Annotated in this window: 21 protein-coding genes; 11 read left to right on the top strand and 10 right to left on the bottom strand. The window is 67.3% G+C overall.

The window, feature by feature from the left end; all coding sequences use genetic code 11:
• Positions 1-56: 56 nt before the first annotated feature.
• Entirely contained in the window at positions 57-2,723 is a 2,667-nt protein-coding gene (gene polA, locus J3476_RS01270) for a DNA polymerase I (RefSeq protein ID WP_207064827.1), read from the top strand.
• A gap of 2 nt (positions 2,724-2,725) precedes the next feature.
• Positions 2,726-3,943 carry a threonine/serine exporter ThrE family protein gene (locus J3476_RS01265; RefSeq protein ID WP_207064806.1) on the top strand — a complete coding sequence of 406 codons (1,218 nt, stop codon included), beginning with the start codon at positions 2,726-2,728 and terminating at the stop codon, positions 3,941-3,943.
• On the opposite strand, the gene J3476_RS01260 is transcribed toward J3476_RS01265, so the two are convergent.
• Complete coding sequence (locus J3476_RS01260; RefSeq protein ID WP_207064805.1) at positions 3,937-4,608, bottom strand: trimeric intracellular cation channel family protein; 672 nt, start codon at positions 4,606-4,608, stop codon at positions 3,937-3,939. The genes J3476_RS01265 and J3476_RS01260 overlap by 7 nt on opposite strands.
• 30 nt (positions 4,609-4,638) lie before the next feature.
• Positions 4,639-5,856 (bottom strand): PrsW family intramembrane metalloprotease, encoded by a 1,218-nt coding sequence (locus J3476_RS01255; RefSeq protein WP_207064804.1) that lies wholly within the window; start codon positions 5,854-5,856, stop codon positions 4,639-4,641.
• A 199-nt stretch (positions 5,857-6,055) separates the two neighbouring features.
• On the opposite strand from J3476_RS01255, the gene rpsA reads away from it, so the two are divergent.
• Both rpsA and coaE read left to right on the top strand, forming a co-directional pair.
• Positions 6,056-7,501: a 30S ribosomal protein S1 gene (gene rpsA / locus J3476_RS01250; RefSeq protein WP_207064803.1), complete on the top strand. Its 1,446-nt coding sequence runs from the start codon at positions 6,056-6,058 to the stop codon at positions 7,499-7,501.
• Positions 7,502-7,649: 148 nt separating this feature from the next.
• The gene (gene coaE / locus J3476_RS01245; protein WP_207064802.1) at positions 7,650-8,867 is read left to right on the top strand and encodes a dephospho-CoA kinase; all 1,218 of its coding nucleotides are present in this window, start codon (positions 7,650-7,652) and stop codon (positions 8,865-8,867) included.
• Positions 8,868-8,882: 15 nt separating this feature from the next.
• Here coaE and J3476_RS01240 read toward each other — a convergent pair whose 3' ends face one another.
• From J3476_RS01240 to J3476_RS01230, 3 genes are all read right to left on the bottom strand, one after another.
• Positions 8,883-9,434: a hypothetical protein gene (locus J3476_RS01240; RefSeq protein ID WP_207064801.1), complete on the bottom strand. Its 552-nt coding sequence runs from the start codon at positions 9,432-9,434 to the stop codon at positions 8,883-8,885.
• Positions 9,435-9,556: 122 nt separating this feature from the next.
• The gene (locus J3476_RS01235) at positions 9,557-10,354 is read right to left on the bottom strand and encodes an Fpg/Nei family DNA glycosylase (protein ID WP_207064800.1); all 798 of its coding nucleotides are present in this window, start codon (positions 10,352-10,354) and stop codon (positions 9,557-9,559) included.
• A gap of 28 nt (positions 10,355-10,382) precedes the next feature.
• Entirely contained in the window at positions 10,383-10,889 is a 507-nt protein-coding gene (locus J3476_RS01230) for a DUF402 domain-containing protein (RefSeq protein WP_207064826.1), read from the bottom strand.
• Positions 10,890-10,969: 80 nt separating this feature from the next.
• Between J3476_RS01230 and uvrB the strand changes: the two genes are divergently transcribed.
• Both uvrB and J3476_RS01220 read left to right on the top strand, forming a co-directional pair.
• Positions 10,970-13,129: an excinuclease ABC subunit UvrB gene (gene uvrB / locus J3476_RS01225; protein WP_207064799.1), complete on the top strand. Its 2,160-nt coding sequence runs from the start codon at positions 10,970-10,972 to the stop codon at positions 13,127-13,129.
• A gap of 39 nt (positions 13,130-13,168) precedes the next feature.
• Complete coding sequence (locus J3476_RS01220; protein ID WP_207064798.1) at positions 13,169-14,578, top strand: MFS transporter; 1,410 nt, start codon at positions 13,169-13,171, stop codon at positions 14,576-14,578.
• Here J3476_RS01220 and J3476_RS01215 read toward each other — a convergent pair.
• Positions 14,545-14,958, bottom strand: a complete 414-nt coding sequence (locus J3476_RS01215) for an ATP-binding protein (RefSeq protein ID WP_207064797.1) — start codon at positions 14,956-14,958, stop codon at positions 14,545-14,547. The two genes, J3476_RS01220 and J3476_RS01215, sit on opposite strands and share 34 nt — an antisense overlap.
• The gene (locus J3476_RS01210) at positions 14,945-15,286 is read right to left on the bottom strand and encodes an STAS domain-containing protein (protein WP_207064796.1); all 342 of its coding nucleotides are present in this window, start codon (positions 15,284-15,286) and stop codon (positions 14,945-14,947) included. Before J3476_RS01210 ends, J3476_RS01215 begins: the two co-directional genes overlap by 14 nt.
• A 173-nt stretch (positions 15,287-15,459) precedes the next feature.
• On the opposite strand from J3476_RS01210, the gene J3476_RS01205 reads away from it, so the two are divergent.
• From J3476_RS01205 to J3476_RS01190, 4 genes are all read left to right on the top strand, one after another.
• Complete coding sequence (locus J3476_RS01205; RefSeq protein ID WP_207064795.1) at positions 15,460-15,813, top strand: multidrug efflux SMR transporter; 354 nt, start codon at positions 15,460-15,462, stop codon at positions 15,811-15,813.
• A gap of 5 nt (positions 15,814-15,818) precedes the next feature.
• Entirely contained in the window at positions 15,819-16,139 is a 321-nt protein-coding gene (locus J3476_RS01200) for a multidrug efflux SMR transporter (RefSeq protein ID WP_207064794.1), read from the top strand.
• A 156-nt stretch (positions 16,140-16,295) separates the two neighbouring features.
• Positions 16,296-16,943 (top strand): cutinase family protein, encoded by a 648-nt coding sequence (locus tag J3476_RS01195; RefSeq protein ID WP_207064825.1) that lies wholly within the window; start codon positions 16,296-16,298, stop codon positions 16,941-16,943.
• 374 nt (positions 16,944-17,317) lie between these two features.
• Complete coding sequence (locus J3476_RS01190; RefSeq protein ID WP_152517171.1) at positions 17,318-17,761, top strand: universal stress protein; 444 nt, start codon at positions 17,318-17,320, stop codon at positions 17,759-17,761.
• 48 nt (positions 17,762-17,809) lie between these two features.
• Here the strand turns inward: J3476_RS01190 and J3476_RS01185 are convergent, their stop codons facing one another.
• Positions 17,810-18,694, bottom strand: a complete 885-nt coding sequence (locus tag J3476_RS01185) for a fructose bisphosphate aldolase (protein ID WP_207064793.1) — start codon at positions 18,692-18,694, stop codon at positions 17,810-17,812.
• Between the two features lie 45 nt (positions 18,695-18,739).
• Positions 18,740-19,417, bottom strand: a complete 678-nt coding sequence (locus J3476_RS01180; RefSeq protein WP_207064792.1) for an MBL fold metallo-hydrolase — start codon at positions 19,415-19,417, stop codon at positions 18,740-18,742.
• 154 nt (positions 19,418-19,571) lie between these two features.
• Between J3476_RS01180 and uvrA the strand changes: the two genes are divergently transcribed.
• On the top strand, positions 19,572-22,478 hold the full coding sequence (gene uvrA / locus J3476_RS01175; RefSeq protein WP_207064791.1) for an excinuclease ABC subunit UvrA: 2,907 nt from the start codon (positions 19,572-19,574) through the stop codon (positions 22,476-22,478).
• Here uvrA and J3476_RS01170 read toward each other — a convergent pair.
• Positions 22,468-23,649 (bottom strand): winged helix DNA-binding domain-containing protein, encoded by a 1,182-nt coding sequence (locus tag J3476_RS01170; protein WP_207064790.1) that lies wholly within the window; start codon positions 23,647-23,649, stop codon positions 22,468-22,470. The genes uvrA and J3476_RS01170 overlap by 11 nt on opposite strands.
• Positions 23,650-23,657: the final 8 nt, after the last annotated feature.

Here is a 23,657-nt window from a genome sequence, read left to right as displayed (position 1 = left end):
CCAAGACCGCAGCGGAGACGAAGGCCGGCCAGACGTCAGACTCCAAGCCGACGCTGATGTTGCTCGATGGCAACTCTCTGGCGTTCCGGGCGTTTTATGCGCTGCCCGCGGAGAACTTCAAGACGCAGGGCGGGCTGACCACCAACGCCGTCTACGGCTTCACCGCGATGCTGATCAACCTGTTGCGTGACGAGCAGCCGAGCCACATCGCCGCGGCGTTCGACGTCTCCCGCCAGACCTTCCGCCTCGAGAAGTACCCGGAATACAAGGCGGGCCGGTCGGCGACCCCGGATGAATTCCGCGGCCAGATCGACATCACCAAGGAGGTGCTCGGCGCACTGGGCATCACGGTGCTCGCCGAGCCCGGGTTCGAGGCCGACGACGTCATCGCCACGCTGGCGACCCAGGCCCAGGGCGAGGGGTACCGCGTGCTGGTGGTCACCGGCGACCGGGACTCCCTGCAGCTGGTCAACGACGACGTCACCGTGCTGTATCCCCGCAAGGGGGTCAGCGAGCTGACCCGGTTCACCCCGGAGGCGGTGGTGGAGAAGTACGGTCTCACACCGGCGCAGTACCCGGACTTCGCGGCGTTGCGGGGCGACCCGAGCGACAACCTGCCCGGCATTCCCGGGGTGGGCGAGAAGACGGCGACGAAGTGGATCGCCGAGTACGGCACGCTGCAGGGCCTGGTCGACAATGTCGACAAGGTCAAGGGCAAGGTCGGCGACAACCTGCGCGCGCATCTGTCCAGCGTCGTGCTCAACCGCGAACTCACCGACCTGGTTCGCGACGTCCCGTTGGCGCAGACCCCGGACACATTGCGCATGCTCCCGTGGAACCGAGACCAGATCCATCGGCTCTTCGACGACCTCGAATTCCGGGTGCTGCGCGACCGGCTGTTCGACACGCTGGCTTCGGCTGATCCGGAGGTCGACGAGGGCTTCGATGTCCGCGGCGGCGCGCTAGAGCAGGGAACGCTGGCCGAGTGGTTGGCGCAATACGACCGCGGCGAGCGGTTCGGCCTGGCCGTCGTCGGCAACCATCTCGCGTTCGACAGCGACGCCACCGCGCTCGCCCTCGTCGCCCCGGACGGTGACGGCCGTTATCTCGACACCGCCACACTGCATCCCGACGACGAGGCGGCACTGGCGTCCTGGTTGGCCGACCCCGCGGTGCCGAAGGCCCTGCACGAAGCCAAGCTGGCGATGCACGACGTGCAGGGCAGGGGCTGGACGTTGGCCGGGGTCACCTCGGACACCGCGCTGGCGGCCTACCTGGTGCGGCCCGGACAACGCAGTTTCGCCCTCGACGACCTCTCGCTGCGTTACCTCAAGCGTGAGCTGCGCGCGGAAAACCCGGAACAGCAACAGCTTTCGCTGCTCGACGACAGCGACGGCGTCGACGACCAGGCGGTGCAGACGCTGCTGTTGCGCGCCAACGCGGTACGGGACCTGGCCGACGCTCTCGACGAGGAACTGGAGCGCATCGACTCCTCGGCGCTGCTGGGCAGCATGGAATTGCCGGTGCAGTGCGTGCTGGCCGAACTCGAGACCGCCGGCATCGCGGTGGACCTGCAGAAGCTCTCAGCGCTGCAAAGTGAGTTCGGCGATCAGATCCGCGACGCCGCGGAGGCGGCCTACGGGGTTATCGGCAAGCAGATCAACCTGGGCTCGCCCAAGCAGCTGCAGGTGGTGTTGTTCGACGAGTTGGAGATGCCCAAGACGAAACGCACCAAGACCGGCTACACCACCGACGCCGACGCGTTGCAGAGCCTTTTCGAGAAGACCGGACACCCTTTCCTGCAGCACCTGCTGGCCCACCGGGACGCGACCCGGCTGAAGGTGACAGTCGACGGGTTGCTCAACGCGGTGGCTTCCGACGGGCGCATCCACACCACGTTCAACCAGACGATTGCGGCCACCGGGCGTTTGTCGTCGACGGAGCCGAACCTCCAGAACATCCCGATCCGCACCGAAGCCGGCAGGCGGATCCGGGATGCCTTCGTCGTCGGCGGTGACGCGACGTACACCGAGTTGATGACCGCGGATTACAGCCAGATCGAGATGCGCATCATGGCGCACCTGTCCGGGGACGAGGGCTTGATCGAGGCGTTCAACACCGGCGAGGACCTGCACTCGTTCGTCGCCTCGCGGGCCTTCTCCGTGCCACTCGACGAGGTCACCGCCGAACTGCGGCGCCGGGTCAAGGCGATGTCCTACGGACTGGCCTACGGACTGAGCGCCTACGGGCTGGCCCAGCAGCTCAAGATCTCCTCGGAAGAGGCCAAGGTGCAGATGGAGCAGTACTTCGACCGGTTCGGCGGGGTGCGCGACTATCTGCGTGACGTCGTCGACCAGGCCCGCAAAGACGGATACACCTCTACGGTGTTCGGTCGCAGGCGTTACCTGCCCGAACTCGACAGCAGTAACCGCAACGTCCGCGAGGCCGCCGAGCGGGCCGCGCTCAACGCGCCGATCCAGGGCAGCGCTGCCGACATCATCAAGGTCGCGATGATCAACGTCGACAAGGCCGTCAAGGACGCCGGCCTGGCGTCGCGGATGCTGCTGCAGGTCCACGACGAGTTGTTGTTCGAAGTCGCCGACGGGGAGCGGGACACCCTCGACGCACTGGTTCGCGAGCACATGGGCAACGCGTATCCGTTGACGGTACCCCTGGAGGTGTCGGTGGGCTACGGACCCAGCTGGGACTCCGCGGCTCACTGAGGATGCAGGAGACGACGGACCGCACACAGTTCCTGGCCCGGCTGGGGGCTGCGATGGCCGGCGCGAGCTATCCGGTGACGTTCGTCCGGCAGACGCTCGAACGGGTGTCCGCCGGCTACGGCCAACACAACGAGGTCGTGGCCTTGCCCAACAACGTGCAGGTGGTGGGACCGACCTCCCGCGAGGGGACGCCGGTGGCTTCCGCCAGCGTCGGTTCGGCCCTGCGGTTCGACCAGACCTTCCCGCTCGCGCAGCTGGTGACCCGGACCGTCGAAGGCAGGGTGTCGCCCGCCGAGGGCCAGCGGGACCTGAACCGGATCATCGCGCGGCGCCGCCCGTATCCAGCGTGGGTCACCGTGCTCGGGTACGGCGTGTTCTCGGCAGGGCTCGCCCTGGTCATGGAACCCACCGTGCTCAACCTCGTGGCGGCCACGGTGCTCGGGTTCATGGTCGGGGTCATGTGGACGGTCAGCGAACGAGTGCCGGTGCTTGCTCCTGTGACGCCGGTGCTTGCCGCGGTGCTCGTGGCGGGGCTGTGCATCGTCGGCGCACAGTATCTGAGCCTTGACCATGTCGGGTTGCGAGCGCTGATCCCGCCCCTGGCGGTGTTCCTGCCAGGGTTGGCCATCACCGTCTCGGTGATCGAGCTGGCGGCCGGTGACGTCATCTCCGGTGCCAGCAGGCTCGTCGCAGGCTTCATGCAACTGGCGCAGCTCGCCTTCGGAATCTTCATCGCGAGCCACATGCTCGGGCTCGACGACGCGCAGCTGACCTCGCAGGCCGTGAACAAGCTCGGCCCGTGGGCGCCCTGGCTCGGGGTCGGCGTATTCGTCGTCGGCATCATGCTGTTCCTCGCGCCGCCACTGGCGTTCCTGCCCTGGCTGGCGGTGCTGGCCTACACCGCCTACGTCGCGCAGTATCTCGGCGATCTGCTGTTGGGTGGCTACACCAGCGGGTTCTTCGGGGCGCTCGCCCTGACAGTCGCGGCGCTGATGATCGCGCGGCGCCGGGACTCGCCGCCTGCGGTGGCGATGGTCGTCCCCGGCTTCTGGCTGCTGGTGCCGGGCTCGCTGGGGCTGATCGGGGTGGCGGAGTTGTTCGGAGCCGACGGCGATTCGGCGTTGCCGGCCACGCTGATCTCGATGATCGCCATCGCGTTCGGGGTGCAGGCGGGTCTGGTGGCCTGGCAGCTGGTCCGCCGACGCCGACAGCGTCACTGACGCCCAGTTGTCGCCGACGTCGACATCTCGCGGCTGGGGTGATCGTGCATGTGCATGATCAACTCACGCGGCCCGGTGGGCAGCCGCCAATGAAACGTGATGGCCGCGAGCCGAAGCACCGTGGCGACTGCGGAGCCCACCACCACCGCCAGCCACTGATGGCCGACGTGGTCGATCGCGACGTAGAGCACCGCCCCGAGCATCGCGGGCGCGGCGTACATGTCGTCGGGTCCCAGCACCATCGGTACCTCGCGCGCCACCACGTCGCGCATCGCGCTTCCCGCGACTGCAGAGATCACGCCCAGCAACGCGGCAGCGAACCAGCTGGCCCCGTGATCGGCCGCGATCGCCGCGCCCGAGGTCGCGAAGAACCCCATGCCGACCGCGTCCAGCACCAGCACGAGCTGGTTGAGCTGGATCACCCATTTGGCGAAGACCGTGGTCAATGCCGACGCTGCCAGGCAGACGGTGATGTCCTGCCAGTGTTGGATCGACGCCGGTGGCGCCAGATCCAGCAGCATGTCCCGCAGGACGACGCCGCCGATTCCGCTCAGTACCGCCAGTGTGGCGATACCGAACAGATCGAACCCTTTGCGCACTCCGACGACCGCCCCCGAGGTCGCCAGCACGGCGATACCGACGTAGTTGACGAGGTGTTGGATCACGACCCGCACGCTAGGGCGGAAAGCTGACAGCTACCTTCCAGGCGGCTGAAAACCACGAAGCTGGACGCCGGCGTGGTAACCCGCCAGCTGTCTCAGCGCAGGCGAGGCGGCGCGGGCAGCGTAGACGGCGTGGGTCTCGTCGACCAACAGTGCGGCGACGCGGTGATCACCGAACCCGCGGTCGATGCGGTCGCGCACGAACGCCAGTTCCACGACCTGCTGGGCGAACCGCTTCACCGATTCACCGGCCTGCTTCCCGCCGAACCGGGAGGCTTCGGCGATCGCGCGCTTGCGGGTGGCGATGGCGCCCAGCCAGCTGGCTTCGTTGGCGGTCACGACACCGGCGGCCACCATGCCCGGCAGTTTGGCGGCCACGATGCGTTGTTCGCGCCGCCGGTTGTACAGCGCGAGCGCGACGGTCGCCCCGAAAACCGGCATCATCCACAGCACATACACCGCGAAGTAGCCCTCGGGGCCCAGCAGCGCCGAGCCGTTCCACATCGCATGCAACAGCACGGCTCCGGCGTAGCCGGCCACGATGCAGCCGGTCTTGGCGATGGCGCTGCGTCGGTGCAGCGCGAACCAGACGCCCAGCGCGAACAGCGTGGTGAACAGAGAATGCGCGAAGGGCGCCATCACCAGGCGCAGAGCCGCGGTGGCCAGCGAGTCCGCCAGCGACTCACCGTCGGCGATGTAGAGGATGTCCTCCAGCCAGGCAAATCCCGCCCCGACCAGTCCGGCGTAGACCAGACAATCGGTCAGCGAGTTCATCTCGTTGCGGCGGGCACCGGTCATCATGAGCAGCAGGAACAAACCCTTGGCCGCTTCCTCGGTTACCGGCGCGGCCAGGACCAGCGTGAGTGCGCTCGGGGTCGCCTCGTCGGTGGCCGGTGTGCCGGCGCTGAACCAGACCTCCAGAACGATCTGCAGCACCGCGGACATCAGCACCGCGACCGACGTTCCCCACAGGAACGCGAACAGCAGCAGCCGCGGCGGTTCGGGCTCCCACCGGTCGAGCCACAGGTAGGCCAGCACCACGACAGTCATCGCGGCGCTGGACAACACGAACCCCACCGCGGTGCCCGCCGGGTTCACCGCGGTCAGCAGGATGACCAGCAGGCCGGCCAGCGTCCCCAGCGTGATCAGTACGCCGATCGGTGCGCCGACGCTGCGCACCCGACGCACGAACGGCGCTCCCGCCGGTGTGCCAGGATGGACGGGTCCGCCGTAGGCGCCGGGGAAAGACACCTGAGCAGCCTATCGACCAGCACAGATGTGCGCCGGCGGCTGGGTCGCTGTCGACCTGCGGTGTCAGCGCCGAGGCGACCAGGTTTGTTCGGGCTGCACCCCGTCGAGTAAACTCGTCACGCACCTGTGTGCAAGATCTCAGGTCACGCAACAACCACAATTGTCCCTACGATCGAACCTGTCCGGAGCAACCCACCATATGCCAAGTCCCTCCGTCACCTCGCCGCAAGTAGCCGTCAACGACATCGGCTCGAGCGAGGACTTTCTCGCCGCCATCGACAAAACCATCAAATACTTCAACGATGGCGACATCGTCGAGGGAACGATCGTCAAGGTTGACCGTGACGAAGTCCTTCTCGACATCGGCTACAAGACCGAAGGCGTCATCCCTTCTCGTGAGCTGTCCATCAAGCACGACGTCGACCCCAACGAGGTTGTGTCCGTCGGCGATGAGGTCGAAGCTCTGGTCCTCACCAAAGAGGACAAAGAAGGCCGCCTGATCCTGTCCAAGAAGCGCGCCCAGTACGAGCGCGCCTGGGGCACCATCGAAGAGCTCAAGGAGAAAGACGAGGCCGTCAAGGGCACCGTCATCGAGGTCGTCAAGGGCGGCCTGATCCTCGACATCGGGCTGCGCGGCTTCCTGCCCGCCTCGTTGGTCGAAATGCGTCGTGTTCGCGATCTGCAGCCGTACATCGGCAAGGAGATCGAGGCCAAGATCATCGAGCTCGACAAGAACCGCAACAACGTCGTGCTCTCGCGGCGTGCGTGGCTGGAGCAGACGCAGTCCGAGGTGCGCAGCGAGTTCCTCAACCAGCTCACCAAGGGCGCCATCCGCAAGGGTGTGGTCTCCTCGATCGTCAACTTCGGCGCCTTCGTCGATCTCGGCGGTGTCGACGGCCTGGTGCACGTCTCCGAGCTGTCGTGGAAGCACATCGACCATCCCTCCGAGGTCGTGCAGGTCGGCGACGAGGTCACCGTCGAGGTGCTCGACGTCGACATGGATCGCGAGCGGGTTTCGCTGTCGCTCAAGGCGACTCAGGAAGATCCGTGGCGTCACTTCGCCCGCACCCACGCCATCGGCCAGATCGTGCCGGGCAAGGTCACCAAGCTGGTGCCGTTCGGCGCGTTCGTCCGCGTCGAGGAGGGCATCGAGGGCCTGGTGCACATCTCCGAGCTGTCCGAGCGCCACGTCGAGGTGCCCGACCAGGTGGTCCAGGTCGGCGACGATGCGATGGTCAAGGTCATCGACATCGACCTCGAGCGTCGCCGGATCTCGCTGAGCCTCAAGCAGGCCAACGAGGACTACAACAGCGAAGAGTTCGAGGCCTGGAAGTACGGCATGGCCGACAGCTACGACGACCAGGGCAACTACATCTTCCCCGAGGGCTTCGACGCCGACACCAACGAATGGGTGGAGGGTTTCGAGAAGCAGCGTGACGAGTGGGAGGCGCGCTACGCCGAGGCGGAGCGCCGCTACAAGATGCACACCGCCCAGATGGAGAAGTTCGCCGCGGCGGAGGCCGAGGAGGCCGCGCGTCCGGCGTCCAACGGCACGTCGCGGTCCGAGGAGTCGTCGGCAGGCGGGTCGCTGGCCAGCGACGCCCAGCTGGCGGCGCTGCGCGAAAAGCTCGCCGGCAACGCGTAGTTCGACACACGAACGGAGGCCCTGGCTCGATTCGAGCCGGGGCCTTCGTCGTTGGGTGACGGGGTCATCGTCGTTGGGTGACGGGGTCATCGTCGTCTGGTGACGGGGTCATCGTCGTCTGGTGACGGTGTCCTGACACACTGATCCGGTGCTGCGCATTGGGTTGACCGGAGGAATCGGGGCAGGCAAGTCCACGGTGTCGGCGACGTTCAGTGAACTCGGTGGCATCGTCGTCGACGGGGACGTGATCGCCCGTGAGGTCGTCGAACCCGGCACCGAGGGGCTGACCCGCCTGGTCGAGGCATTCGGTGACGGCATCCTGTCCGAAGACGGAGCGCTGAATCGGCCCGCGCTGGCGGCGATCGCGTTCAGCGACGACGAGAAGCGCGCGACCCTCAACGGCATCGTGCACCCGCTGGTGGCGCACCGCCGCTCGGAGCTGATCGAGGCCGCGCACGCCGATGCAGTCATCATCGAGGACATTCCGCTGCTGGTAGAATCCCAGATGGCGCCGATGTTCCCGCTCGTGGTGATCGTGCACGCCGACCCGGACCTGCGGGTCAAACGCCTGATCGAGTACCGCGGCTTCACCGAAGAGGACGCCCGCGCGCGCATCGCCGCCCAGGCTTCCGAGGAGCAGCGTCGCGCCGTGGCCGACGTCTGGCTGGACAATTCCGGCAGCGCCGGCGAACTCGTCGAGAAGGCCCGTGCCCTGTGGCACGACCGCATCCGACCCTTCGCCGACAACCTGCAGGCCCGTCGGCCCGCGCGGACTCAACCCGTGCTGGTGGCGGCAGACCCGGACTGGCCCGTGCAGGCGCGGCGGATCGTGGCCCGGCTGAACACCGCATGCGGGCACCGCGCTTCGCGGATCGACCACATCGGGTCCACCGCCGTCGCCGGCATGGACGCCAAGGACATCATCGACGTCCAGGTCACGGTCGCCTCCCTTGATGACGCCGACGGGCTCGGTGACGCGTTGCTGTCAGCCGGCTACGTGGCCACCGCTGTCACAGCCGACGTCGGCAAGCCCGATGCGCGCAGCACCCAGGCACCGTTCGACCACACCGACGACGACGCACTGTGGGGCAAGCGGCTGTACTGTTCGGCCGATCCGGGTCGCCCGACCCACGTGCACCTGCGGGTGGCGGGGTGGCCCGGTCAGCAGTTCGCGTTGCTGTTCGTCGACTGGTTGCGGGCCAACCCAGACGCCGCGTCGGACTATCTCGCGCTCAAGCGCCGCGTCGCCGACGCCGGGCCGGCCGACGGGAGTGCCTATGCCGCGGCGAAGGAGCCGTGGTTCCTCGACGCCTACCGTCGGGCCTGGGCGTGGGCCGATGCGACCGGATGGCGTCCCAGCGCGTAGCTGGACGTTCGGCCGCTAGGCCGGTGCCGGCGCCACCTCCGAGGACGGGGCCGGGGCGGCCGGTTCCGCCGGCGGCGCAGGTGCGGCGGGAATCGCCGCGTCGAGGCCGCCGACGGGCGCCTGGCAGGTCAGGGCGCCGAAGTCGGGGTCGTCGCGCTGGGGGGTCAGCCGTGGCCCGACGAAGTCGTCGGCTTGGGCGACCACCGCGTCGTCGACCAGGATCTCGCAGTGCAGGTTCGCCGAGTACGGCCACTCGATGGACACGCGGATGTTGGCGGTCTGCGATGCGGGTAGCACGGCGTTGGCCTCGAACACCCGGCCCGGCACCATTGTCGGGTTGGCGGTGTGGAACTGGTCTCCCTCGGTGCGGTAGGTGATCGTCGCACCGCGCGAGACCCCGTCGACGCGAGCCCGGTAGACGATGTTGTGCAGGACCTGCTCGGCCGCGGCGGGCGGCGCCTCGGTCTGGGACGGCTCCGGCTGGGCCGACGCCGGTGGGGCAGTCAGCAGGGTGCACGCCACGGCGACGGCGACCGGTAGCGGCCATCTGCGCGGAACGAACCTCATGACTGCCGACATTACAACTTCCCGTCGCTGTCGATCACATGCGCTGGGGGAGGCGGTCGTCGTCATCATCAAGATCATCGCCGCGTGCCAGCCGGTTCGTTACCCGCCCCGTCGAGACCTCCTCAGCCTGGCTGGCACCGCGGGCACCAGACAGTGCTGCGGCCGCCGACTCGGCCGCGGCTCACCCTCGCGCCGCACCGGGGGCAACTGGGATCGGGGTCGTCCCTGACCCGGGTGAGCCAGCGCCGTAGCCCCGGAACGCAACCGTGACGCACCGCGGTGCGCAACACGCTGGTCACGGCGCGGTGCAACTGCCGTATGTCGCTGTCGTCGAGCGCGGCGATGCGGATCTTGGGGTTCAGCCGGGCACGCCAGCAGATCTCGTCGACCAGCAGATTGCCCAGCCCTGCGATCACCGACTGGTCCATGAGGGTCGGCTTGAGCGCGCCGCGGTGGCGCCGCAGGATCTCAGTGAACACGTGCCGATCGAGACCGAGCGCGTCGGGCCCCTGGTCACCGAGCATGTCGTCGAGGTCATCATTGTCTTCGTGGTCGTCTTCGTGGTCGCCGACCAGCCAGATCCCACGCAGTTTGCGCTGATCGGCGTAATGCAGTTCACCGCGGTCCAGGGTGATCACCACGCGGTCGTGGCGGTCACCGTCTCCGGCGGACGTGTAGTAGGGGCGTCCGGTCATCCCGCTGTGCACCAGCAGCGTCGGACCTTCGGCGGGGAGCAGCAGCCACTTGCCGTGGCGCCTCGGCTCCTCGAACCGGCGACCGGACAGCACCCGGTTCAGGGCACGGGCCGAGGCGTTCCGCAGCACACCGGAGTCACGGACCTCGACGGAGTCGATGCGGCGGCCGGGCAACGTCGCGGACAACCGTTCGCGGAAGCCCTCGACGTCAGGAAGTTCGGGCATGTCCGTGGCATACCCGCAGCCGCTCGAACTACGCGTCGCGCCAGGTCAGCGTGACGCCGAGGGTGGCCAGCCAGCGGTGCAGATCGTGGTCGTGGGTGGCCAGCGCGCCGACGGTGGAGATCGCGGTGTGGACTGCGCGCTCCCCGACTTCGGAGCTGAGCAGACCGTCACGCACGGCGACCAGCAATTCGTCCACGTCGGTGACCTCGACCGATCTGCCGGTTCGGACGACCAGGTCCAGGTAGTGGTCTTCACTGCGCCACCGCTGCGGGCCCGGTGAGTAGCGGCCCACATCCAGGTAGAAGTCCTGGTCCCGCTCGTAGCCGGGGTTGAAGTGGAACACCGTCACACGTAGGTCGAGCGTCGGCAGCAACCAGGACTCCAGGTAGTGGAACTGTGCCCGGCCCGGGGCGGGCCGGGCCATGTAGAGGCCCCACGGCTGCACGGTGTACACGTCGACCGCCCGGTCGATGCCCTTGGGATCGGTGTTGGTGCGCGTGGTGAGGTCGAAGGTCTCGCGCTTGGGAGGATGGATGTCGCCCAGCATAAGGTGCGGCCACGGGCCGGCGAGCGGCGACGAGGCGGCATGTCGGTGCCAGGTTCTACCCTGGTGCCATGGCCTTCGCGACTGAACACCCGGTGCTCGCGCATTCGGAATACCGGCCCGTCGACCAGGTCGTCCGGGCAGGCGGAAAGTTCGAGGTCGTCAGCGAATACCGGCCCGCGGGCGACCAGCCGGCGGCGATCGACGAGCTCGAGCGCCGCGTCCGCGCGGGCGAGCACGACGTCGTGCTGCTCGGCGCCACCGGTACCGGCAAGTCGGCGACCACGGCTTGGCTCATCGAGCGCCTGCAGCGGCCCACATTGGTGATGGCCCCGAACAAGACGTTGGCCGCGCAGCTCGCCAACGAGCTACGGGAGATGTTGCCGCACAACGCTGTCGAGTACTTCGTTTCCTACTACGACTACTACCAGCCCGAGGCGTACATCGCGCAGACCGACACCTACATCGAAAAAGACAGCTCGATCAACGACGATGTGGAGCGATTGCGGCATTCTGCGACATCGAGCCTGCTGTCGCGCCGGGACGTCGTCGTGGTGGCGTCGGTGTCCTGCATCTACGGTCTGGGCACCCCGCAGTCCTACCTGGACCGCTCGGTGGAACTCAAGGTGGGCGACGAGGTGCCGCGCGACGCGCTGCTGCGGTTGTTGGTCGACGTGCAGTACACCCGCAACGACATGTCGTTCACCCGCGGGACGTTCCGGGTGCGCGGAGACACCGTCGAGATCATCCCGTCCTACGAGGAACTGGCCGTGCGCATCGAGTTCTTCGGCGACGAGGTCGAGGAACTGTACTACCTGCACCCGCTGACCGGTGACACCGTCCGCAAGGTCGACTCGCTGCGGATCTTCCCGGCCACGCACTACGTCGCCGGACCCGAACGCATGGCCCAGGCGATCTCGACGATCGAAGCCGAACTGGAGGAGCGACTGGCCGAACTGGAGGGTCAGGGCAAGCTGCTCGAGGCCCAGCGGCTCCGTATGCGCACCAACTACGACGTCGAGATGATGCGCCAGGTCGGGTTCTGTTCGGGAATCGAAAACTATTCACGCCACATCGACGGGCGGGGCCCGGGAACCGCGCCCGCCACCCTGTTGGACTACTTCCCCGAGGACTTCCTGCTCGTCATCGACGAGTCGCACGTCACCGTGCCGCAGATCGGCGGCATGTACGAGGGCGACATGTCACGCAAACGGAATCTGGTCGACTTCGGGTTCCGGCTGCCCTCCGCGGTCGACAACCGTCCGCTGACCTGGGAAGAGTTCGCAGACCGCATCGGTCAGACGGTGTATCTGTCGGCGACCCCGGGCCCGTACGAGCTGAGCCAGACCAGCGGCGAGTTCGTCGAGCAGGTCATCCGGCCGACCGGCCTGGTCGATCCGCAGGTCATCGTCAAGCCGACGAAGGGCCAGATCGACGACCTGATCGGGGAGATCCGCCTTCGCACCGAACGTGACGAGCGCGTGTTGGTGACCACGTTGACCAAGAAGATGGCCGAGGACCTGACCGACTACCTGCTCGAGATGGGAATTCGGGTTCGCTATCTGCATTCGGAGGTCGACACACTGCGCCGGGTCGAGCTGCTGCGCCAGCTGCGGCTGGGGGAGTACGACGTCCTGGTCGGGATCAATCTGCTGCGCGAGGGCCTCGACCTGCCGGAGGTGTCGTTGGTGGCGATTCTCGATGCCGACAAGGAGGGGTTCCTGCGCTCGCCGCGCAGCCTCATCCAGACCATCGGCCGCGCGGCGCGCAACGTCTCCGGCGAGGTCCACATGTACGCCGACCGGATCACCGATTCGATGAAGGAAGCGATCGACGAGACCGAGCGCCGTCGCGCCAAACAGATCGCCTACAACGAAGAGCACGGCATCGACCCGCAGCCGTTGCGCAAGAAGATCGCCGACATCCTCGACCAGGTGTACCGCGAAGCCGACGACACCGAGGCGGTGGAGGTCGGCGGCTCCGGTCGGAACGCCTCCCGCGGCCGCCGGGCGCAAGGCGCACCCGGCCGCGCAGTCAGTGCCGGCGTCGTGGAGGGGCGCGATACGACGAACATGCCGCGCGCCGAACTGGCCGACCTCATCAAGGACCTCACCGAGCAGATGATGGTCGCCGCACGCGATTTGCAGTTCGAGCTGGCGGCCCGGATCCGCGACGAGATCGCCGATCTGAAGAAGGAACTGCGGGGGATGGACGCGGCCGGCCTCAAATGAGTTGACCTCAACGGCTGTTGAGGTCTTACGGTCGTCGTCGTGACCGAGATCGCGGCCGTGGCCGCCGGACGCTGGCGAGAACTCCTGGGCCCCAGGAACCTCGGGGCGGCCACAGTGCTGGCCGGAGGCGTGGCGCTGTACGCGACGAACGAATTCCTCACCATCAGCCTGATGCCCAGCGCGGTGGCCGACATCGGTGGGCACCGGTTCTACTCATGGGTGACCACGGTCTATCTCGTCGGCTCGGTAGTGGCGGCGACGACCGTCAGCACCGTCCTCACCCGATGGGGCCCACGGCGGTCATACCTGATGGCGCTGAGCATGTTTGCCGTCGGCAGCCTGGGGTGCGCCCTCGCGCCCAGCATGGCCGCGCTACTCGTCGGCCGCGCCGTGCAGGGGGTCGCCGGTGGTCTGCTCGCCGGCCTGGCCTACGCGGTGATCAACACCGCACTGCCGGTGGTGTTGTGGACGAAGGCGTCGGCACTGGTGTCGGCCATGTGGGGTGTCGGAACCCTCCTGGGGCCCGCGGCCGGCGGGCTGTTCGCGCAGTACGGTTCGTGGCGCTGGGCTTTCGGAGTGCTGGTCGTGATGGTCGCGGCGATGGCGGTACTGGTGCCGATCTCGCTCCCGGCGCACCCCGGTGCTGTCGCGTCCCAGCGGCGGATTCCGATGTGGTCCCTGCTCCTGCTCGGCGTGGCCGCGTTGCTCATCAGTGTGGCGGGCGTCGTCCAGGACACGGCGATGACCGTCGGGCTGGCATGCGCAGGAACGGTGCTGCTCGCGGTGTTCCTGGTCGTCGACCGGCGGGCAGACGCATCGGTTTTGCCGCCCAGCGTCTTCGGGGCAGGTCCACTCAAGTGGGTGTACGCGACGCTGGGTGTGTTGATGGCGGGGACGATGGTCGACATGTATGTGCCGCTGTTCGGGCAGCGGCTCGCGCATCTCACGCCCGTCGCGGCCGGCTTTCTGGGCGCCGGTCTGGCGGTGGGCTGGACGGCTGCGGAGATCAGCAGCGCAACCCTGAGCCGTGACCGGATGATCCGGCGGGTGACGGCGATCGCGCCGGTCGTGATGGCCACCGGCCTGGCGCTGAATGCCCTTTCCCAACGTGAAGACGCGTCCGCGGGATATGTCGCGGTGTGGGCTCTCGGACTGATGATGAGCGGCATCGGGGTCGGCATGGCATGGCCGCATCTGTCAGCGTGGGCGATGAGCAAGGTCGACGACCCCGGCGAGGGGCCGGTGGCGGCCGCGGCCATCAACACCGTGCAACTCATGTCGGCAGCCCTCGGCGCCGCGGCCGCGGGAGTGGTCGTCAATTCCCTCGACAGTGGAGGCGCGACGGCGGCGCGCGCCTTGTTCGCGGTGCTCGTCGCGGCGGGGACGGTGGCCGCGGTCAACAGTGGCCGCGACCCTCATTCGGCGAGGCGCCGCACCAAGGTCCAGTGATTGCCGTCGTGGTCGCGCCGGTAGGACAACTCGTCGAGCACTCGGTAGGCGATCGCCAGACCCCGCCCCCGCTCGGACATCTCGTCGGGCATCGCCACCCGGGTCAGGTCGACGGGGGCCGGTCGCCCATCGTCGGTGAAGGTGATGCGGACGGAGTCGGGCAGCAGTTCCACGTCCATCATCAGGTGCACCGACTTGCCGTCGCCGGAATGCTCGATGATGTTGGCGCTGATCTCGCTGACAGCCAAATCGGTGTACATGCGGGTCGTCTCGGGCACATTGTTGGCGTCCCATACCTCGTCCAACAGTCGCTGGATGTCCCGTAGCGTGTCCGGGCCGGTGGTGGTGTCGAGCACCCGGTGCCGGTCATGGCCGGTCATCGAAGGCGCTTTCCGCCGACGGGTGCACGCTGAGGACCCGGTTGAGATTCGTGAGTTCCAGGACCGTCACCACCTGGCGAGTCGGCGCGGCGATACGCAGATCGCCGCCCGCCTGCCGGGCCACCTTGAGCCCAGAGATCAGTGCCCCGAGCCCCGACGAGTCAATGAGCTCCGTGCCGCTGAGATCGACCACCACCCGGGTGCTGCCGCCATCGACGAGCGCGTGCAACTCCTTGCGCAGCGACGGTGCGGCCACCATGTTGAGCCGGCCGGCGGGCTTGATTACCACCACACCGGATTGCAGTGTTTGCTGAGCGAACTCACCCATCAGAGCCCTCCTGTCCTCCCGCCATGCGTCTCACACCCTAGGACCAACCGCGATCACCAGGGCAGACAACGACGCCATCGGGGGGACCAGGACGGGGTCACGGCGACCGGCTGCGCGTCTGCGAGGGGCATGGCCGATGATGGCCGGGCAGCGACGAGAAGGAGGACCGCCGGGTGACCCTGCTCTATCTGGCTCTGGCCATCGCGACGGAAGTGGCGGCGACGCTGTCGCTGAAGGGTTCGGCCACCATGCCCGCGTTGTATGTGGTGGTGGTGGCGGGCTATCTGGCGTCGTTCGTGTTCCTCACCGTGGTGCTCAAGCGCGGCATGGCCCTCGGAGTTGCCTACGGGATCTGGGGCGCGTGCGGAGTCGCGTTGACGGCGACGCTGTCGACGCTGATCTACCGCGAAGCGTTCACCGTCGCCATGGGCATCGGTCTGGTCTGTGTGATCGCCGGGGTCTTACTGGTGGAGACCGGATCCCGTGCGGAGGACTCCGAACCGCCCGCCGGCGCGGCGGACCGGTGAACGGCATGCAGTACCTGTTGTTGACCGGGGCCATCCTCACCGAAGTCACCGCGACACTGTCACTTCGGGTCGCGGCACGGGGCAGAGCAGCGTTCTACGTCGTGGTCCTGGTCGGCTACCTGCTCGCGTTCACGATGCTGGCCGGGTCGTTGCGCGCGGGTATGCCGCTGGGTGTCGCATACGGCATCTGGGCCGCCGCCGGCGTGGCACTGACCGCAACCGCGTCGCGCTACCTGTTCCAGGAGGCGCTGACTCCCCGAATGCTCGCGGGAATCGCGCTGATCGTCGTCGGTGTGCTTCTGCTCGAAGTCGGCGCCATTCGCTGAGCGGAGGGGATTATCCCGCCGCTGAGACACCGAACGGCTTCATTGCGACACAACTTGGCAACTGTTGGGTCACTCTTGCATCGCCGAGCTGGGCAAATTTGCTAGCAATGTGTCAGCGTGATCGGCGTGCGCACATTCCAGGTCGCTCGCACCCTCATGGTCGCGGCACTGACAGCCGCGGCAGCCGCCGTGTCTGTCGTCAACGGCCCTGTTGCTGCCGCTGTCTCGTGCCCGGACGTCGAGGTGGTCTTCGCCCGCGGAACTGCGGACCGGGCCGGACTGGGCTGGGCCGGCAAAGCCTTCGTTGATTCGCTGAAATGGAAGCTGCTCGGAAAACGAGTCTCGGCTTACGCGGTCGACTATCCCGCCAGCTGGAACTTCTCCAAGTCGACATCGGCAGGTGCCGTCGATGCCAACAAGCACGTTCAGTACATCGCCGGCATGTGTCCGGACACCAAGATCGTCCTGGGTGGCATGTCGCAGGGCGCAGGCGTCATCGACCTCATCACCATCGGCAACAGAACCATCTGGTTCTTCCGGCCCGCGCCGCTGCCCGATTCCATGGTCGACCACGTCGCCGCCATCGCCGTCTTCGGGAACCCCTCGCGCGATGTGTCGACACTGGGCCCACTGACCCAGATCAGCCCGCTCTACGGCGACCGGGCGATCGACCTGTGCGCGAACGGCGACCCCTATTGCTCCGATGGGATCAACTTCTTCGCCCATTTCTCCTACCGCTGGAACGGGATGATCAACGACGCGGCCACCTTCACCGCCGGACGTGTCCTGGGCGTCGATTCCTGAGCGTCGACTCCTGAGCCGAAGGCCAGGTGCCGCTGCCGGCCCCACCGCTGCCTGTGCCGGTGCCCCGGAGGCAGTGTCTCGGTCGTCCGAACCCGCGCGGCCCCAGTGGATTCCGTCGACCGCGGCCACCCACACGGGGAAGGTGTTACTGACGCGCAGAGATATTCGTTGCCGCAGTGCGTGATTCCCCGGGTGTGCGGGTGATGTCATCCCCGGTGTATCGGTCGTCACCCCTGATCGGGCATCGTGATGTTGCCAATTGCGGTGATGCGGCATCCAGGGCGAATGCACCGCGGGTGTGGTGATTCGCACCCATGTTCGCCTGGTGCCGGGTTACTGTCTGTGGCGTTGCAACTGACACTGGGAGGATATGGATGAGCGCCTATCAAACCGTGGTGGTTGGTACGGACGGATCAGATTCGTCGTTGCGTGCCGTGGACCGCGCGGGACAGATCGCCGCCGGGTCGAACGCGAAACTCGTCATCGCGACGGCCTACTTCCCGCAGAGCGAGGATCAGCGCGCCGCTGACGTCCTCAAGGACGAGGGCTACAAGATGTCGGGCAACGCGCCGATCTACGCGATCCTGCGGGAGGCACGTGAGCGGGCGAAGGCCGCCGGTGCGCCCGACATCGAAGAGAAGGCGGTCGTCGGAGCGCCCGTGGATGCGCTCGTCGACCTGGCTGAGGAAGTCGGAGCCGATCTGCTGGTGGTCGGCAACGTCGGGTTGAGCACGATCGCCGGGCGACTGCTCGGCTCGGTGCCCGCCAACGTCGCGCGCCGCTCGAAATCCGACGTACTCATCGTCCACACGTCGTGAGCCACACACCCTGGGCCGGACACAGACCGGCCCAGGGTGTCGGGCGGCTCAGGTGTTGGACGCTTTGGCGATGTTCGTGATCGCCGCGTCGAGGGTGGCGTTGAACTCCTCATCGCTCTGCTGAGCGGTCAGCCCTTCGGTCAGTGCGCGCGAGAAGCTGGCGATGACCCCGTGGTTGGCGGCCAACTTGTCGCAGGCGTCGTCGCGGTTGTAGCCGCCCGAGAGCGCCACCACCCGCACGACCTTCGGGTGCTCGACGAGTTCGCGGTACAGGTTGTTCTCGTCGGGCAGCGTCAGCTTGAGCATCACCGACTGGCCTTCGTCCAGATTGTCCAGACCCCGCAGGAGCGCTTCTTTGAGCTGCTCTTCGGCCTTGCCCTTCTCGGGGCTGTGGATGTCGACCTCCGGCTCGATGATCGGCACCAGGCCGGCGGCCAGGATCTGGCGGGCGACCTCGAACTGCTGATCGACGACGGCCTGCAGACCCGCGCCGGGCAGCTTGATCACCGAGCGCATCTTCGTGCCGAAGACGCCGTGGTCGCGCGCCCGCGCCAGCAGGTCGTCGAGGTTCGGGATCGGCTTCATCACCTGGGCGCCGTCCTTCTCCTCGGCCAGGCCCTTGTCGACCTTGAGGAACGGCACGATGTGCTTGACGTTCCAGAGGTAGTCGGCGCTCGCGCGTCCGTCGATCTGTCGGTCCATCGTGTCCTCGAACAGGATGGCGCCGACGATGCGGTCACCGTCGAACGCGGGGCTGGTGATGATGCGGGTCCGCATCTGATGCACCATGTCGAACATCTCGGCGTCGCCGGAGTAGGCGTCCTCCTCGATGCCGTAGAGCTTCAAGGCCTTGGGTGTGCTGCCTCCGCTCTGGTCCAGCGCCGCGATGAAGCCGGCGCCGCTCTGCGCCTTGGTGAACTGCTCGCTGTTCATGTTCCCTTCCTGATCCTTCACACTGATCCTTTTCGGTCCCTGCCGTCACCACCCGCGGTCGCGCCACTCCTGCAGGTGCGGGCGCTCGGCGCCGAGCGTGGTGTCGTCGCCGTGTCCCGGGTACACGACGGTCTGATCGGCGTACACATCGAACACTCGACTGGTCACATCGCCCAGCAGCTGCTCGAAATCGCCTTCTTTCCAGGTCTTGCCGACGCCGCCGGGAAACAGGCAGTCACCGGTGAACAGATGCACCCGACCGTCGGTGGCCGGCCCGCTGAGCGCCAGCGCCACCGACCCCGGCGTGTGGCCGCGCAGGTGGATGACCTCGAAGCGCAGGTCCCCGACCTCGACGGTGTCACCGTCTTGCAGCAGTCGGTCCGGCCGGACCGGGAGCGGGTCGGCGTCCAGGGGGTGCGCGGCGGTGGGAGCGTGTGTCGAATCTGCGACCTCGGTCAGCGCACCCCAATGGTCAGGGTGCTGATGGCTGGTGACGATGAGCGACAGCGTCGGCGCGTATCGTTCGATCAGATCGAGCAGGAGCTCGGGTTCGTTCGCGGCGTCGATGAGTAGCGTCTGACCGGTTTGGGAACAGGTGACCAGATAGGTGTTGTTGTCCATCGGGCCCACCGATGCCTTGATGATCGTGGCTCCGGGTAGGACGCGTCGCGCGGCGTTGTGCGGCTCGACGTGTCCGGTGTAATCGTCATCGACCACTGTCATGGTGGTCACGTTACTTCCCGGAGTCGGGGCGTCGGCGCTGCCGCCGCGATTCGGGACCGGGCGGCGGGCTCGCTGGCAGCAGGACTTGTCGGTGGGGATGCTTAGCATGGGCCTGTGCTGCGTCTGCGGCCCGTAACGCGTGGAAGGGACATCGTTGGCTGACCGCCTCATTGTCAAAGGTGCCCGGGAACATAATCTGCGTGGCGTCGACTTGGATCTGCCGCGCGACGCGATGATCGTGTTCACCGGGCTGTCGGGTTCGGGCAAATCGTCGCTCGCCTTCGACACGATCTTCGCCGAGGGCCAGCGGCGCTACGTCGAATCGTTGTCGGCGTATGCGCGTCAGTTCCTGGGCCAGATGGACAAACCCGACGTCGATTTCATCGAGGGGCTGTCGCCCGCGGTGTCGATCGATCAGAAGTCCACCAACCGCAACCCGCGCTCGACCGTGGGCACCATCACCGAGGTCTACGACTACCTGCGCCTGCTCTACGCCAGGGCCGGTACCCCGCACTGCCCGGTGTGCGGCGAGCGCATCGCCCGCCAGACCCCTCAACAGATCGTCGATCAGGTCCTCGCAATGGACGAAGGCCTGCGGTTCCAGGTGCTCGCACCGGTGGTGCGCACCCGCAAGGGCGAGTTCGTCGACCTGTTCGACAAACTGAACACCCAGGGCTACAGCAGGGTGCGGGTGGACGGTGTGGTGCACCCGCTGTCCGATCCGCCGAAGCTGAAGAAGCAGGAGAAGCACGACATCGAGGTGGTCGTCGACCGCCTCACCGTCAAGGCCAGCGCCAAGCAGCGGTTGACCGACTCGGTGGAGACCGCGCTGAACCTGGCCGACGGCATCGTCGTCCTCGAGTTCGTCGACAGGGAAGACGACCACCCGCACCGCGAGCAGCGGTTTTCCGAGAAGCTGGCCTGCCCCAACGGCCACCCCCTGGCCGTCGACGACCTCGAGCCCCGGTCGTTCTCGTTCAACTCGCCGTACGGCGCGTGCCCGGAATGCGTCGGGCTGGGCATCAAGAAAGAGGTCGATCCAGATCTCGTCATCCCCGACCCGGACCTCACCCTCGCCGAAGGCGCCATCGCGCCGTGGTCGATGGGCCACACCGCCGAGTACTTCACCCGGATGCTGTCCGGGTTGGGCGACCAGCTGGGCTTCGACGTCGACACGCCGTGGCGCAAGCTGCCCGCCAAGGCGCGCCGCGCCATTCTCGAGGGCTGTGACGAGCAGGTTCATGTGCGCTACAAGAACCGATACGGTCGCACCAGGTCCTACTATGCCGACTTCGAGGGTGTGCTGGCGTTTCTGCAGCGCCGTATGGAGCAGACCGACTCCGAACAGATGAAGGAGCGTCTCGAAGGCTTCATGCGCGACGTGCCGTGCCCCGAATGCCAGGGCACCCGGCTCAAATCCGAGATCCTCGCCGTCACGATGTCGGCCGGTGACTTCGGCGCCAAGTCGATCGCCGAGGTCGCCGAGCTGTCCATCGCCGAGTGCGCCCGGTTCCTCAATGCGCTGACCCTCGGTTCCCGGGAGAAGGCGATCGCCGGTCAGGTACTCAAGGAGATCCAGTCTCGGCTCGGCTTCCTGCTCGACGTCGGGCTGGACTACCTGTCGCTGTCGCGGGCCGCGGCCACGCTGTCGGGTGGGGAGGCCCAGCGCATCCGGCTGGCCACCCAGATCGGGTCCGGTCTGGTCGGTGTGCTCTACGTCCTCGACGAACCGTCGATCGGACTGCATCAGCGGGACAACCGCAGGCTGATCGACACCCTGGTGCGGCTGCGGGACCTCGGCAACACCCTGATCGTGGTCGAACACGACCTGGACACCATCGCCCACGCCGACTGGGTCGTCGACATCGGGCCCGCGGCCGGCGAACACGGCGGCCGCATCGTGCACAGCGGACCCTATGAAGCTCTTTTGGAGAACACCGACTCACTGACCGGGGCCTACCTGTCCGGCAAAGAGCAGATCGAGGTGCCGGCCCTGCGCCGCCCGGTCGACAAGAAGCGTCAGCTCACCGTGGTGGGCGCCCGCGAGCACAATCTGCGCGAGATCGACGTCACCTTCCCGCTCGGCGTGCTGACCTCGGTGACCGGGGTGTCCGGCTCCGGCAAATCCACCTTGGTCAACGACATCCTGGCTGCCGTGCTCGCGAACAAACTCAACGGAGCGAGACTGGTGCCGGGCCGGCACACCCGGGTGACCGGACTGGACAAGGTCGACAAGCTCGTCCGGGTCGACCAGTCGCCGATCGGGCGGACGCCGCGGTCCAACCCCGCGACCTACACCGGCGTGTTCGACAAGATCCGCACCCTGTTCGCCGCAACGACGGAAGCCAAGGTCCGCGGCTACCAACCCGGGCGCTTCTCGTTCAACGTCAAGGGCGGCCGGTGCGAAGCCTGCTCCGGCGACGGCACGATCAAGATCGAGATGAACTTCCTGCCCGACGTCTACGTGCCGTGTGAGGTCTGTCAGGGTGCCCGGTACAACCGGGAGACGCTGGAGGTGCACTACAAGGGCAAGACCATTGCCGAAGTTCTCGACATGTCCATCGAGGAAGCATCCGAGTTCTTCGCGCCGATCACCTCGATCCACCGCTACCTCAAGACACTGGTGGACGTCGGGCTGGGCTATGTGCGACTCGGTCAGCCCGCGCCGACGCTGTCGGGGGGTGAGGCCCAGCGCGTCAAGCTCGCCTCCGAGCTGCAGAAGCGTTCCACCGGCCGCACCGTCTACATCCTCGACGAGCCCACCACCGGACTGCATTTCGAGGACATCCGCAAGTTGCTGACCGTCATCAACGGTCTTGTCGACAAGGGCAATTCGGTCATCGTGATCGAACACAACCTCGACGTGATCAAGACCTCGGACTGGATCATCGACATGGGGCCCGAAGGTGGTTCGGGAGGCGGAACCGTGGTGGCCACCGGAACCCCCGAGGACGTCGCCGCGGATCCGGACAGCTACACGGGCCACTTCCTGGCCGAGACGCTGGGCGTCTCCCGTCCGACCCGCAAAACCCGAAACGGCCGCCGCAAGGTCAGCGCCTAGCATCCGGTCGGCAGGCGGGGGAGGGAAACCGCGGACTGACGCGGACCCCGTCCAGCCACGCGGTGAGCTGCTCGGCGCGGGATGTCAGGTCGCGGTGTGCGCGACGGCCGACGTCCTCGAGCAGCACGAGTTCGACGCGTCCGGTGTCGTCCTGTCGCCACGCACCGACGACGCGGCCGTCGACCCACACCGTCGGGCCGGCATTGCCGTTGCGGTCGAAAACCTGGTCACGGTGTGCGCCCACGTACCAGTCGCGCTCCAGCCAACCCATCGTCGTGACGTCCAGTGCGGGCAGCAGCGCGCACCACGGCTCGACGTCACCGACGGCGGGTCCGGGCTCCACATCCTCGGGCAGCGCGTAACCCGAGCAGCCGGCCAGATCGACCGGCACGGCATCGACCTCGCTCAGCGCCTGCCGTGCCCAGGTGAGCGTCTGGCCGAACCACCACTTGACGTCGGCGACGGTGGCCGGCCCGAAGGCGGACAGCCACCGCCGCACCAGTTCCGCCCGCGCCAGTTCCGGTGACACCGGCCCCGGCGTGGTCGGCAGCCAGTCGGCCATCGTGGTCCAGCGCGGCCGCGACGCGATCCACCGGCCGTCGTTGGGGCCGCGCACGATATCGCCGCGGGCACCGAGCACGGTCAGCACCCTCGGCGCCAAGGGTGTCGGGCCGCCCCAGCGTTTGCCCGGGGCGGTGTCGTGGCTGCCGGCCAATTCTGTGAGCCCTTCGCGCAGTTCCCGCGCGCTGGCCGGTCCGTGCGAGGTGAGATGCTCCAGCACCGCGGCCGCCGCCGCGGCGAACCACGCCTCACCGTCGTCGGTGACGCCGGCTTTCTGCACATCGGCGACGAGTCGCCGGTGTTCGGTGTCGGCGACTCGGTCGCTGACCGCAGACTGGATCAGGGGAAGATCCTCGGCGTTCACCATCCACAACGTCCGCCGCATCGCCAGGTGCTTGACCACGGTGCGGTCTCGATACATCGCGGTATCGAGGTCGTCGACCGAGAAGCCGGGCGAGCGTGCCCACAGCGTCAGGTACGGGGTGGCCGGGTCGGTGGCGTGCAGACCGACGAAGCTGGCCGCTGCGCCGGCCACCGACGGCGCAGGTTCATCGAGAAAGTGCCGTCGCGCCAGGCGCGCGCGGCGCTCTTCGGCAGTGATTGACCGCATTGATCGCG

This window comes from Mycobacterium sp. PO1, from assembly GCF_017312405.1.
In the GTDB taxonomy this organism is placed as follows: Bacteria; Actinomycetota; Actinomycetes; order Mycobacteriales; family Mycobacteriaceae; genus Mycobacterium.
This window is presented reverse-complemented; position numbering and strand designations above follow the sequence as displayed.